2 protein-coding genes and 1 pseudogene are annotated in these 15,224 nt (G+C 47.9%); all 3 read left to right on the top strand.

Annotated elements, in window-relative coordinates; translation table 11 throughout:
• Positions 1 to 98: 98 nt before the first annotated feature.
• Positions 99 to 6,893 (top strand): annotated as a pseudogene (locus tag QUB10_RS05210) (amino acid adenylation domain-containing protein); the annotation flags it as partial.
• Positions 6,894 to 7,145: 252 nt separating this feature from the next.
• Complete coding sequence (locus tag QUB10_RS05205) at positions 7,146 to 11,834, top strand: amino acid adenylation domain-containing protein (RefSeq protein WP_333200169.1); 4,689 nt, start codon at positions 7,146 to 7,148, stop codon at positions 11,832 to 11,834.
• Position 11,835: 1 nt separating this feature from the next.
• On the top strand, positions 11,836 to 15,108 hold the full coding sequence (locus tag QUB10_RS05200; protein ID WP_333200168.1) for an amino acid adenylation domain-containing protein: 3,273 nt from the start codon (positions 11,836 to 11,838) through the stop codon (positions 15,106 to 15,108).
• Positions 15,109 to 15,224: the final 116 nt, after the last annotated feature.

The raw sequence follows: 15,224 nt of genomic DNA, 5'->3' as shown, positions 1-15,224 counted from the left end.
TCTTGCCTGTTCCTAAAAAAGTAATTGAGTTTTCTTGTGGAACAGGCATCTTGCCTGTTCCTAAAAAAGTAATTGAGTTTTCTTGTGGAACAGGCATCTTGCCTGTTCCTAAAAAAGTAATTGAGAATGGTGCAAGATGTGAGCTAAAACCGACTGAAGACGAATCTTCAATCCACTTCAGTGCCAGCGATAAAACACAAAATATTATCGATCGACCACTCAGTAGCTTTGGACTAGATTCTTTAAGAATTTTTGAGTTAAAAAATCAAATAGAGAGTGACTTGGGCGTTACTGTATCGGTTGCCGATTTGTTTGAGGATAGGAGCATTGCTCGACTGGCAGTGCAAATTCTAGAGCAACTGACAGGAAATACCAAAGCAGTCGCCCCAAGGCCAGTTTCTCGCCTACAAAACATCCCCCTGTCTTTTGCCCAAGAGCGCTTGTGGTTCTTTGACCAATTGGAACCCGGAAACCCATTCTATAACCTCTGCGGTGCAGTTCGGATTACAGGACAACTCAATGCAGAAACACTCAGGCAAAGTATTGAGAAAATTATCGAGCGACACGAGATTTTAAGAACTGCGTTTGCTGGTGGCGAAAAAGAACTGATACAAGTTATTTTTGATGCAAAAGATTTCCCCTTGCCCCTGAGAGATTTGAGCCATCTCCCCCCTGCAGAACGCGAGAAAGAAGCGCAAAAAATGTCTGCGGAAGAAGCACTGTTGCCCTTTGATTTAACTCAAGCAAATCTGCTACGTGCCAAACTTCTGCGCCTATCAGAAACAGAACATACTCTGCTTTTATCCGCCCACCATATCATTTTCGATGGGTGGTCTTTGGGCATATTTTTACGGGAACTAGCGGCATTTTATGAAGGCTTTACTAATAATAAATTAGCCGCGATTCCACCTCTGCAAATTCAGTATGCAGACTTTGCAACTTGGCAGCGCCAACAAATGCAGGGAGAAATATTAGAAACTCAACTTACTTACTGGAAGCAGCAGTTAAGTGGCAGCGCAGCGGTTCTAAATTTACCAACAGACTTTTCTCGTCCCGCTGTTCAAAGTTACAAGGGAGGTCGGCAATTATTTGAATTGCCAGAACACTTAACCGAGGCAATTAGGCAATTGAGTCGCAGGGAAAAAACCACTTTATTTATGACATTGCTGGCAGCATTCAAAACACTGCTTTACCGCTACACCGGGCAAGAAGATATCCTCGTCGGTTCACCAATTGCCAGCCGCAATAGCAGCGAAACCGAATCATTAATTGGATTTTTTGTCAATACTTTAGTGCTGCGATCTGACTTAACCGGAAATCCCACTTTTCGAGAGTTGCTGGCTCGCATTCGAGAGGTAAGTTTAGGCGCTTATGCACACCAAGAATTGCCATTTGAAAAGCTCGTAGAAGAATTGCAGCCGAATCGAGATTTAAGTCACTCGCCTTTATTTCAGGTGATGTTTGCCTTTCAAAATGCCTCTGAATTCGCCTTAGAATTGCCGGATTTAAGCCTGAACTGCCAACAGATTCACAGCGGCACAGCAAATTTCGATTTAACGCTGGAATTAGAAGCCACAGCAACAGGTATTAGAGGCTGGTTTGAATACAGCATAGACTTATTTGAAGCTGCTACAATTGCGCGAATGGCGAGACACTTTCAGAACTTATTAAAAGGCATCGTGGCGAATCCCTCCGCGCGTCTCTCAGATTTGCCCCTGCTTGCAGAAGCAGAACGCCAGCAACTTCTATTTGAGTGGAATAATACTGGGATAAATTACTCCCAAAATGAGTGCGTTCACCGTTTGTTTGAAGCGCAGGCTGCGAAAACACCTGATGCGGTTGCGGTGCGATTTGAATGCCAAAGTTTGACTTACCAAGAATTAAATATTCGCGCGAATCAACTTGCCCATTATTTGCACTCTTTCGGCGTAAAACCAGATGCGATAGTCGGCGTTTATATGGAGCGATCGCTCGATGCGATCGTCGGGATTTTAGGCGTATTAAAAGCAGGCGGCGCTTATTTGCCCCTCGATCCCATATATGCTAAAGAACGCCTAGCCTTCATGTTAGAAGACGCCGGTGTTCAGGTGTTGCTAACGCAAGCAGAATTAAAAGCAGAAACCCCAGCCCAAAATAATATTTCTGTCATTTGCTTGGATGCAGAATGGCAGACGATCGCTCAACAAAACAAGTCAAATCCTGAAAGCGCCGTTTTGCCAGAAAACCTAGCTTATATCATATATACATCCGGGTCTACCGGCAAGCCAAAAGGAGTGATGGTTCAACACGCATCTTTGGCAAATTATACGCAGGCTGCAAGTGTCGAATATGGCATCGAACCAGGCGATCGCGTTCTTCAATTTGCTTCCCTCAGTTTCGACGCCAGCGCCGAAGAAATCTATCCCTGTTTAACGCGAGGCGCAACATTGGTACTACGCGGAAAATCCATGTTAGACAGCATTTCTTCCTTCCTGCAAAAATGCCAGGAATGGCAAATCACCGTCTTAGATTTGCCGACAGCTTACTGGCGCGAATTAACTGCCAGACTCAGCACCGAAAAAGCAGAATTTCCCCCATCAGTGCGCTTGACAATTATTGGCGGAGAAACCGCACTTTCAGCATCCCTGAATCAGTGGCAAAAGTGCGTTTCAGAAAAAGTACGACTTGTCAATACTTACGGCCCCACAGAAACAACCATCGTCGCCACGTGGTGCGACACTCTCCCCTCTTCTTCTCTCCCCTCTGCGCCCTCTGCGCCCTCTGCGGTTAAAAACTCCCCAAAAACCTTGCCGATTGGACGCCCAATTCCAAATGCCCGCACCTATGTACTCGATGCTAATTTGCAACCCGTTCCCATCGGAGTCCCCGGCGAACTTTATATCGGAGGTGCGGGCGTTTCCAGAGGATATATCAACCGTTCGGATCTGAATCGAGAAAAATTTATTCCCGATATTTTTAGTGGCGTGCAAGGCGATCGCCTTTACAAAACAGGCGATTTAGTCCGCTATCTCCCCGATGGGAACTTAGAATTTCTCGATCGCACGGATCGCCAAGTGAAAATTCGCGGTTTCCGCATAGAGTTGGGAGAAATTGAATCAGCACTCAGCCAACATCCAGACGTGCAAGAAGCAGTCATTCTCGCGCGTGAGGAAGATTCAGGCGGAAAGCGTTTAGTCGCCTACCTCGTTTTAAACTCAGCAGTCGCGGGCGGGCACGGAGGCACCGCCCCTACGCACTCTGCACTGATTAAAAATCTGCGTTCTTTTCTCCGGGAACAACTGCCAGATTATATGGTTCCTGCTAGCTTTGTGTGTTTGGAATCGATGCCACTGACGCCCAACGGCAAGGTAGATTTCAAAGCTTTTCCCGCACCGGAAACCAACAGTTCAGAGGCAGATTTTATCGCTCCTGAGACTTTAGAAGAACAAGTATTAGCTGGTATTTGGGCTGAGGTTCTGGGTTTAAAACAGGTGGGAATCAATGACAATTTCTTCGAGTTGGGAGGTCACTCTTTACTAGCGACTCAACTGATTGCCAAGGTGCGCGATCGCTTTCAAGTCGAGCTATCATTGCGCTGCTTGTTTCAATCCCCCACAGTCGCTAGTCTAGCAGCGACGATCGCGGAAACTAAAAGCGAGCCAGATCAAGAACCTATTAAATTACTGCCGACAATCGCCCCCGATCCTCAAAATCGCTACAAACCATTTCCGCTCAATGAAATGCAGCAGGCGTACTGGATCGGGAGAAATAGCTTCTTTGAAATGGGCAATGTTGCCATTCACGGCTATGTAGAAATTGAGAGCGACGAGTTAGATTTAGAGCGGTTTAGCCTCGCGTGGCAACGAGTTGTACAGCGTCACGATATGCTGCGGGCGATCGTACTTCCGAACGGACAGCAGCAAATTCTGGAAAACGTGCCCGCTTATAAAATTGAGGTTTTGGATTTGCGATCGCTCGATTCAAAAGTTGCCTGCGAACAACTCGAAGCAATTCGCGATCGGCTTTCTCACCAAGTGCTGCCGCTCGATCGTTGGCCGCTATTTGAAATTTGCGCTTCGCAAATGAACGATCGCATTCGCTTGCATCTCAGCATTGACGCTTTGTGCATAGATGGCTGGAGTTTTCAAATTTTGTTTGGTGATTTGGTCAAGTTTTACCGCAATCCTAATACTGCGAGCTCACCCTTGCAACTATCTTTCCGCGATTGCGTTTTAGCAACGATCGCCTTAGAAAACTCCCCACTTTTCCAGCAATCCTTAGATTACTGGCGAAATCGCCTCAAAAACCTGCCACCAGCGCCGGAATTGCCCCTCGCCAAACACCCGAATTCCTTAACGCAGCCGCGATTTAAACGCTGGAGCGATCGCCTAGATTTGCCAACCTGGGAGCGCCTCAAAACGCGCACAGCTCGCGCCAGCCTCACTCCTACGGGTTTATTGCTGGCCGCCTATGCCGAAGTTCTTTCTCTGTGGAGCAAAACGCCTCGGTTTACCCTCAACGTGCCGCGCTTTAATCGGTTGCCTTTGCATTCTCAAGTTGAGGAAATTATCGGAGAATTTGCGTCATTTACTTTGCTAGAAATAGATAACTCCAAGCGAGAAAGTTTTGAAGTACGAGCCAAGCGATTGCAAGAACAACTTTGGCAAGATTTAGAGCACCAATATGTCAGCGGCGTGCGCGTTGTGCGAGAACTCGCTCAAGCGCAAGGTACAACCGCAGCCCTGATGCCAGTCGTGTTTACGATCGATCCGCAAAACGCGCCTGGGGAAGATTCCTCTATCTTTTCTCTCATTCAAGAATTGGGAGAATTGGTGCACATTATCGGTCAAACGCCGCAAGTTTGGATAGACGCGCAATTTACTGAAACCGCCCAGGGGCTGTCTTTTAGCTGGGATGCCGTGGAAGAACTCTTCCCGCCAGGGATGATTGACGATATGTTTGACGCCTATTGCCGCCTATTGCAAAGCCTCGCCAATGAAGAGGAAACTTGGCATAAAACGGTGCAGTTTCAGCAAGCCTTTACTAACAGCATTGAGGCAGCCATTCCCGATGTATTGCTGCACGAATTGTTTGCTGAGAAAGTCGCGTCGCGATCGCACGAACCCGCCGTTATTACTTCAACGCGCACTCAGAGTTATCAAGAATTGTATCTGCGATCGAATCAAGTCGCTCACCGGTTGCGGAAGCTGGGATCTCGCCCTAACCAATTGGTTGCCGTGGTGATGGAAAAGGGATGGGAGCAAATCGTTGCTGTCTTGGGTATTCTAGCCTCTGGATCTGCTTATTTGCCCGTAGATGCGGCGCTGCCAAAAGAACGGCTGTGGTATTTGCTGGAAAATGGCGAAGTTGAGATTGTTTTGACACAATCTCAGTTAAATCAACGCTTGGAATGGCCGGAAAATGTGCGGCGAATTTGTCTTGATACTGAGGAATTAGCAACAGAAAGCGACGAAGCTTTGGAGTCAGTGCAGGAAGCGGAAGATTTAGCTTATGTGATTTATACTTCTGGCTCAACTGGCTTGCCAAAAGGCGTGGCGATCGCCCATCGCGGTGTAGTCAATGCGATCGCTCAGACAAATCAAGTGTTTAATGTGGGCGAGTGCGATCGCGCGATCGCAGTCACCGCACTGCACCACGATATGTCGGTTTACGATATCTTCGGCATCCTAGCAGCCGGAGGAGCGATCGTCATTCCCGATGCCACACAACGGCTAGACCCCTCTCACTGGGCGCAATTGATGGTAAAAGAGCGCGTAACCATTTGGAACTCGGTTCCCCCGATGATGGAAATGCTGCTCGATTACGCTGCCGGACGTTCTGAGGTGTTGCCGGAGTGCTTGCGCTGGGCGTTTCTCGGCGGAGATTGGATTCCCGTAACGCTGCCTCAGAGGTTAAGTGCGATCGTCCGTGACTGTCGCGTTGTCAGTGTCGGCGGGCCAACGGAAACTACCCTTTGGAATATTTGGTATCCGGTAGAAACTGTTGACCCTTCTTGGAAGAGCATTCCCTACGGATCGCCGATCGCCAATACACGCTATTACATTTTGAATGAAAGGCTCGAAGACTGTCCCGTCTGGGTTGCCGGCGAGATGTGCTGTGCCGGAGTTGGACTGACAAAAGGATACTGGCGGAATGAAGAAAAAACTCGCGCCAGTTGCCTCACGCACCCCGTCACGGGCGATCGCTTGTACCGAACGGGAGATTTAGGGCGCTTCCTCCCTGACGGCAATATCGAATTTTTAGGGCGAGAAGATTTCCGCCTGAAAATTCGAGGATTCCGCATCGAAGCAGGAGAAATTGAAGCTGCTTTGAACGAGCACCCAGCAGTCAAAGCATCCATTGTCACCGCATTCGGAGAAAATCACAGTCAAAAACGCTTAGTAGCATATATCGTTTCACAACAAAACGCTGCCCCAGCGGTTGAAGAATTGCGCCAATTCCTGAGCGCAAAACTGCCTGATTATATGGTGCCTTCTGCATTTATAATTCTGGACGCGCTGCCGCTTTCGGCGAACGGCAAAGTTAACCGAAAAGCTTTACCTCAACCAGACGCGGCAATTCCAGAAGCAAAGATTTTTGTCGCACCACGCACCCCTATTGAGGCAATGTTAGCGAGAATTTGCTGTGAGGTTCTCGGTATCGAACACTTAAGCATTACCGATAACTTTTTTGAACTAGGAGGAAATTCGCTGCTGGCAATTCAATTAGCAGCAAAGGTACGAGAATCTTGTCAGATAGAATTGCCTTTGTGCGATATTTTTGCAGGACGATCGCTCGCCGTACTTGCAGAAAATATTAATGATGCCAAAAACAAAAATGCGGCCGTTGAAGAACCCGCGATCGCGCCTGTTTCGCGATCGGCGTACCGGAGGTCACTATCCTCTTTGCAATAAGTGATGAGTCGCGGGCGATCGGCAGATCGCCCATAAGTAATCCCCAATTATCGGCTGCAATCCTCTATTCCCAATTGCCAATTCCCAATTATCAGTTACCAATCCCATGACCGAGAATTTCTTGATGGTACAAGCCCCCTGATTTATCCGTGGAATCAATCGAAAATCTAAAATCTAAAATCCTCAAGAAAGAGACTCGATCCGTGCGGTCAATCCAAAATCTAAAATCTAAAATCTAAAATCTAAAATCCCATGACGGTGCATTTTTCCGAAAAAACTCTAACAGATACTCACGACTCAGCAAATACTGCGGAAGAAGAAGTATTTGCATTTCCCACCTCTTTTGCCCAGCAAAGACTGTGGTTTATTGACCAATTTGAACCGGGAAACCCTTTTTACAACCTTCCGGCGGCTGTGTTACTCAAAGGCAGGCTAAATGTAGTAGTGCTAGAACGAAGTTTCAAGGAAATTGTGCGCCGTCACGAAGGTTTGCGAACAACATTTGCCACTGTAGACGGTCAACCCGTGCAGGTGGTTGGTGAGAAATTTAATTTCGGGCTGCAAGTTTTAGACTTGCAACAATTGGCGGAAACTGAGCGAGAAGAAAAAGTAAAACAACTCGCTGCAGAAGAAGCTAGCAAACCTTTTGATTTAACCAAAGGGCCGCTGTTGCGAGCTAGTTTGCTACAGTTAAATGCTGAGGAATATGTCTTGCTGCTGACGCTACACCACATTATTTTTGATGGCTGGTCAATCGGAGTCTTTCTGCAAGAATTAGCAGCACTTTACGAAGCGTTTTCGATTGGCAAACCATCCCCACTTCCCGAACTTTCCATACAGTACGCCGATTTTGCTATTTGGCAGCGGGAATGGCTTGCGGGCGATCGCTTGCAAACTCAACTTAACTACTGGAAAAAGCAGCTTAGTGGCGTTCCCCCCTTGCTGGAATTGCCAGCCGATCGCCCCCGTCCCCCGGTGCAAACCTATCGGGGCGCGAAAGAATCATTTCTCATCCCCAGAACGCTAACGTCAGCCCTCAAAAAGCTCAGCCGCCAGGAAAATGCCACCCTGTTTATGACACTGCTAGCAGCCTTTAAAACGTTGCTCTATCGCTATACAGGACAGGCAGATATCCCCGTTGGCTCTCCCATTGCCAACCGCAACAGAGCGGAAATTCAAGGGCTAATCGGGTTTTTTGTCAATACTTTGGTATTGCGAACTGATTTGTCAGGCGATCTCACTTTTCGGCAGTTGCTCGATCGCATTCGGGAGGTGAGTTTAGAAGCTTACGCTCACCAGGATTTGCCGTTTGAGAAACTGGTTGAAGAGTTGCAACCCGATCGCAATTTGAGCTACAATCCACTGTTCCAAGTTACTTTTGTGTTGCAAACTGCACCTGTTGCTGCAGAATCAATAGCCGGACTCAATCTCACTCTTTTAGATGTTGAAAATCAGACAGCAAAAGTTGACTTAACGCTGTATTTAGAAGAAAAGCAGGAAGAAATTAGCGGTCAGTTTGAATACAGTACCGATTTATTTGATGCGGTCACTATTAGGCGGATGGCGGGGCATTTCATCACGTTGCTGGAGGGTATAGCTGCCAACCCAGATCGGCGGATTGAAGAGCTACCGTTGCTGGGGCAAAAAGAGCGGCATCAGTTGTTGGTAGAGTGGAATGACACCCGCGCCGATTATTCGAGCGATCGCTGCATTCATCAATTATTTGAAGCGCAGGTCGATCGAACTCCCGATGCCATTGCCGTCGTATTTGAAGACCAAAAACTCACCTACCGCGAGCTGAATGAACGAGCCAACCAACTCGCCCATTACCTGCAACAACTCGGCGTTAAACCAAAAGTTTTGGTGGGAATTTGTGTCGAGCGATCGCTCGATACAATTGTCGGTATTCTCGGCATTCTCAAAGCCGGGGGCGCTTACGTTCCGCTCGATCCAGCCTACCCTCGCGATCGCCTTGCTTTTATACTCGAAGACGCGCAGGTAAATGTGCTGCTGACTGAGGAAAAATTGTTGCAAACCCTTCCCAAATGCAGCGCCAAAATCGTTGGCCTCGATGGGGATAAAAGTGCTTTCTCCCAACACAGCAAAAAAAATCCCGTCAGCGGCACCACTGCCGAAAATCTCGCCTATATCATCTACACTTCTGGCTCAACTGGCATCCCTAAAGGCGTTTTAGTCCCTCACTCAAACGTCGTCCGCCTGTTTGCTGCTACCCAGTCGTGGTACAACTTCAACGAGCAAGATGTGTGGACGCTGTTTCACTCTTATGCTTTTGATTTCTCAGTATGGGAAATTTGGGGCGCTTTACTCTACGGCGGGCGACTCGCGATCGTGCCTTATTCAGTCAGCCGATCGCCCCAAGATTTTTACAGCTTGCTATGCAAAGAACGAGTCACAGTTCTCAACCAAACTCCTTCTGCATTTTACCAGTTGATAAAGACAGAAGAATCTGTCGGAATTGGCGAAGATTTAAGCCTGCGCTTAGTAATTTTTGGGGGGGAAGCTTTAGACTTGCAAAGCTTAAAACCTTGGTTCGACCGGCACGGCGATCGGCACCCCCAACTGGTCAATATGTATGGCATTACAGAAACAACTGTCCATGTCACCTATCGGCCGCTGACTGCCGCTGATTTAAGTAAAAATGCCAGCCTTATTGGCCGTCCAATTCCTGACTTGCAAGTTTACCTGCTCGATCGCAACTGCCAACCCGTTCCGATCGGCATTCCTGGGGAAATTTACGTTAGTGGTGCTGGCGTCGCGCGGGGCTATCTCAATCAGCCAGAATTAACAGCCGATCGGTTTATTCCCAACCCCTTTAATGACAGTTTGAAAGCGCAGTTGTACAAATCGGGAGACTTAGCTCGCTATCTGCCAAATGGCGATATTGAATACTTGGGACGAATTGACCACCAAGTAAAAGTGCGCGGTTTCCGCATCGAATTGGGAGAAATTGAAGCAGCGCTAGGACAGCATCCAGATGTCGCCCAGGCTGTGGTTGTAGTGCGAGAAGATGTACCGGGCGATAAGCGCTTGGTAGCTTATATCATTGCTAACTCAGCCGCACAAAATAAGCATTCAATACTGATTCACGAACTGCGCTGCTTTCTGAAAGAAAAGCTGCCGGAATACATGGTGCCTGCTGCCTTCGTGATGCTGGAGGCGCTGCCTTTAACAAACAACGGTAAAGTCGATCGCAAGGCACTACCTGCACCCGATCGCGATCGGCCAGAACTCGAAGAGGCATTCGCCACGCCAAGCACAGCTATTGAGAAAATCCTGGCAGAAATTTGGGCGCAAGTATTGGGGTTAGAACAAGTGGGAATTGACGACAATTTCTTTGAATTGGGCGGCGATTCCATCCTCAGCATTCAAGTCATTTCTAAAGCCAATCAAGCGGGGTTGCGACTCACTCCAAAACAACTGTTTCAACACCAAACCATTGCACAGTTAGCAGCGATCGCCGATACAGCTCAGATCCAACAATCGGAACAAGGATCAATCATCGGCGAAGTTCCTCTGACACCAATTCAGCACTGGTTTTTTGAACAAAATCTCTCCGATCCACACCACTGGAATCAGGCGGTGCTTTTCGAGTTGCGACAACCTCTCGAACCTGCATTAATTGAGTCAGTTTTGCAAGAATTGCTGAAGCACCACGACGCGCTGCGCCTGCGTTTTGTGCAAGGAGAATCTGGCTGGCTGCAGAATCTCGCCAATCCCGACGAGGTTGCTCCGTTTACCTGCATTGATTTGTCGTCGCTACCTCCAGAGGAGCGAGAAGCGGCTTTCCAAACCGCCGCCACTCAGTTGCAAGCCAGTTTGAATTTGTCAGAGGGGCCATTACTTCGCGCTGCCCTATTTGACATGGGCAAACATCAGCCAAATCGCTTGTTATTGGCCATTCATCACTTAGCGGTTGATGGGGTTTCGTGGCGAATTTTAATTGAGGATTTCCAGACGGCTTATGGGCAGATTAGCGGCGGCGAAACTGTCGCGCTGCCGCCCAAAACAACCTCCTTTAAGCAGTGGGCAGAACGCTTGCATGAGTGGGCGCGATCGCCCGAATTGCAAGCAGAGTTCGATTACTGGCTCGCCCTTTCTCACCAACCAACTTCTCCCTTGCCAGTCGATTATCCAAATGCAGCTAATTTAGTTGCATCTGAAAAGACAGTATCCGTTGCTTTGAGTCTGGAAGAAACCAAACTGCTCTTACAAGAAGTACCTGCCGCTTACCGCACTCAAATTAATGATGTATTGCTAACTGCTTTAGCTCAAGCATTTGAAAGCTGGACAGGCAATAACTCACTTTTACTGGACTTAGAAGGTCACGGGCGCGAAGATATATTTGAAGGAGTAGATTTGTCGCGCACAATCGGCTGGTTTACAGCAGTTTTCCCCGTCCTGTTTAATTTAGAAAAACATTCCGATCTAGGGGCTGCACTCAAATCAGTGAAAGAGCAGTTACGCGCAGTGCCCAATCGCGGTATTGGCTGCGGCGTCCTACGATATTTAAACCCAGAATTTTCTAAAAAACTGCACAAATTGCCGCAAGCTGAGGTAAGCTTTAATTATCTCGGACAGTTTGACCAAGTGCTGCCGAAATCTTCTTTATTAATGCTGTCCTCCGAGCCTAGTGGCCCCATCCGCAGCCCGCGCGGAAATCGGCGTTACCTACTGGAAATTAACGGATTTATTACCAGCAACAAGCTGCAATTAGATTGGACGTACAGCGAAAACATTCACCGACGAGAAAGCATTGAAAATTTGGCAACGGGCTTTATAGAATCGCTGCGATCGCTAATTCAATACTGTCAGTCCCCCGACGCCGGCGGCTGCACTCCTTCTGACTTTGCAGAGTTTAAGTGGAGTCAGTGGGGCCAGGACGATTTAGACAACATTACCGCAATTTTGGGAGAGCTGTAAGATGAGCAAAGGCAATATCGAAGATTTTTATCCCCTCTCTCCAGCGCAGCAGGGCATTCTCTTTCATTCCCTCTACCAGCCAGAATCGGGCGTATATTTCGGGCAACTGCTGTGCGTCTTGCGCGGCGATCTCAATGTTTCTGCGTTGAGAAATAGTTGGCAAAATGTTGTAGAGCGACATCCCATTTTGCGGACTTGTTTCGTGTGGGAAAAGTTGAAAGAACCCGTGCAAGCGGTGCGTAAGCAGGCTGCATTATCTTGGCAGCAGATGGACTGGCGATCGCTCTCGGCATCCGCACAACAACAGCAGCTAGAAACGTTCCTAAAAGCCGATCGCGAGCAGGGCTTTGACTTGACATCAGCTCCCTTGATTCGCATTGCACTGGCGCAGTTAGAAACAGATACTTTTCAGTTTATTTTGAGCCACCACCACTTAGTTTTAGATGGGTGGTCGCTGGCGATCGTTCTTGATGAAGTTTTTGGTTTTTATCAAGCCTTCTCCCAGGGCGAGGAATTGCACCTCAAACGCCCTCGCCCTTATCGGGATTACATCGCCTGGCTGCACCAGCAAGATTTATCGGCGGCTGAGTCATTTTGGCGGCAAACTCTCAAAGGTTTTGCAGCTCCAACTGCGATCGGCCGGGGCAATATTGTCGCGGGAAACCGTTTAGAAAGTAGTGGCGAACAGCAGGTGATATTTTCTGCAACAGCCACCGCCGCACTGCAATCTGCCGCGCGGCAGCATCAGCTAACATTAAATACCCTCGTACAGGCAGCTTGGGCGCTACTTTTGAGCCGATACAGCGGCGAGGAAGATGTGGTTTTTGGTACGGTTGTCTCCGGGCGACCGCCAGAGTTAATGGGTGCTGAATCGGTAGTGGGACTGTTCGTAAATCCTCTGCCAGTGCGCGTAAAAATTGACCCAAAGGATTCTATTTTATCCTGCTTGAAAGAACTCCAAGCGCAACAAGTTGAGGCGAGGCAGTATGAGTACAGCCCCCTCGTTGAGGTGCAGGGGTGGAGCGAAGTTCCTCGGAGTTTACCTCTATTTGAGAGTTTGGTCGTTTTTGAAAATTATCCTTCGGATGCTTCTTTGCAGGAGAAGATTCAAAACTTAAAAATAGAGAATATTCGCTCCTTGGAAACAACGAATTATCCTCTAACGGTGATGGCAATGCCCGGTGCGGAATTGACGCTGAAAATTGGTTACAATAGCAACCTCTTTGAAGACGCTGCTATCGCACGGATGCTCGGACACCTGCAAACTTTACTAGAGGAAATGACTGCCAATCCTGAGCGGAAACTGTCAGAATTGCCCCTATTGAGCGCCGCCGAACGCCAGCAATTACTTGTCCAGTGGAACGACACCCAAGCGGATTACCCCAAAAATTCCTCAATTCACGAATTATTTGCAGCGCAAACAGAGCGAACCCCAGATGCAGTGGCTGCAATTTGCGAAAATGAACAATTGACTTACCGCGAATTGAATGCCAAAGCCAATCAAATCGCGCATTACCTGCAATCTCTAGGTGTAAAACCCGAAGTTTTGGTGGGAATTTGCTTAGAGCGATCGCTGTCGATGCTGGTGGCCATTTTGGGCATTTTAAAAGTCGGTGCCGCTTACGTTCCTATCGATCCTGCTTATCCCCAAGAACGCCGCTCCTTTATGCTAGCCGACGCAAAAGTTCCGGTGCTTTTGACTCAAAAAAACCTCCTAGAAACCCTCCCCGAACACAGCGCTAAAGTCGTCTGTATCGACGCCGAATGGCAGGAAATTTCCCGCGAGAGCGATCGCAACCCCGCTGTTAAAGTGGAAGCTGAAAACCTCGCTTACGTCCTCTACACTTCCGGCTCGACAGGCACTCCCAAAGGCGTACTCGGCACCCACCGAGGCACAGTCAATCGCTGTTTTTGGAACCCCTACCCTTTTATCGAAGCAGATATTTGCGGTCAAAAAACGTCCTTAAATTTTGTCGATTCGGTTTGGGAAATATTTGCTCCTTTGCTGCATGGGTTGCCCACTGTCATTATTCCCGATCGCTCCGTCAAAGATATTAACCAATTCCTTCAAACCTTATCAAAGCAAAATGTAACTCGACTGGTGCTGGTTCCTTCTTTGTTGCGCGCTATCTTAGATTCCTTCCCTGATTTAGACAGGCGTTTGCCTCAATTACAATATTGGATTTGCAGCGGAGAAACTCTGCCGCTCGAACTTTGCCAGCAATTTCGAGAGCAGATGCCCCAGCGGGTATTAATCAATCTTTATGGCTCTTCGGAAGTAGCTGCAGACGTGACGTGGTACGATGCAACTCACTGTGTCGAGAAAGTTCCAATCGGTCGCCCGATCGCCAACACGCAAATTTATCTGCTCGATCGCAATTTGCAACCCGTTCCGATCGGAGTTCCCGGCGAGATTTACGTCGGCGGCGATGGATTGGCACAGGGCTACTTAAACCGCCCGGAATTAACCTCGGAGAAATTCATTTCTAACCCGTTTGGGCAACAAAAATTAGATTTTCTCGGTAATTATCATCAAAAAGTTTTGTTCAAAACAGGCGATATCGGTTGTTACCTGCCGGATGGTAATATAGAATTTCTGGGTCGTGGCGATTGCCAAGTAAAAATGCGCGGTTTCCGCATTGAGCTAGGAGAAATAGAGGCAGCACTTTCTCAACATTCTTCTGTATCCACCGCTGCTGTTTTGCTTCAAGAAAATGCACCGGGGAGTCAACGCCTAGTCGCTTACCTAGTTCCTAACTCAGGGTTCAGAAATCAGCACCCAGAACTTATTTCCGAACTGCGTTCATTCTTGAAGCACAAACTGCCCGATTACATGGTGCCTTCAGCTTTTATGCTATTAGATGCGTTGCCATTAACGCCCAACGGAAAAATTGACCGTCTCGCCTTATCTCAAAGGTGCGATTACGTTTCTGATGAAACAGCCTTCACTGAGCCACAAACGCCTACAGAGGAGAAAATTGCTGACATTTGGACTGCTATTTTAGGGCTAGAAAAAGTAGGAATTAAGCAAAACTTTTTTGACCTCGGCGGTCACTCTCTGATGGCAACACAGTTAATATCGCGAGTGCGATCGTGCTTTGGGGTAGAGTTAGCACTGTGCGATTTTTTTGCTGCTCCCACCCTTCAGAATTTAGCTGAACTAATCGAGGAAGAAATTCTGGCAAACGCCGATGCTAACCAGATAGATAAATTGCTCGATCTCTTAGAAAAGAGTGATGGAGAGTCAGCACAAACTGTGATGGTGGCTGAGTAAATATCGGGTGGGTCAAAAAACACAAAAAGCCCTTTGCTCCTTAAGGGTTCGCTGGGTAATTGGAGATTTAAAAATCCCATTTAATATCCATTCCGGTTGTATCGGAATGATTAAAC

It is taken from the genome of Microcoleus sp. B5-D4, from assembly GCF_036705145.1.
Lineage (GTDB): Bacteria > Cyanobacteriota > Cyanobacteriia > Cyanobacteriales > Microcoleaceae > Microcoleus.
Note: the sequence above shows the minus strand (reverse complement) of the source record. Positions and strands in the feature narration are given on the sequence as shown.

Excerpts from the sequence above, each read along its gene's own strand:
- QUB10_RS05205 (WP_333200169.1), top strand. The coding sequence starts at position 7,146 with ATGACGGTGCATTTTTCCGAAAAAACTCTAACAGATACTCACGACTCA.
- QUB10_RS05200 (WP_333200168.1), top strand. The coding sequence starts at position 11,836 with ATGAGCAAAGGCAATATCGAAGATTTTTATCCCCTCTCTCCAGCGCAG.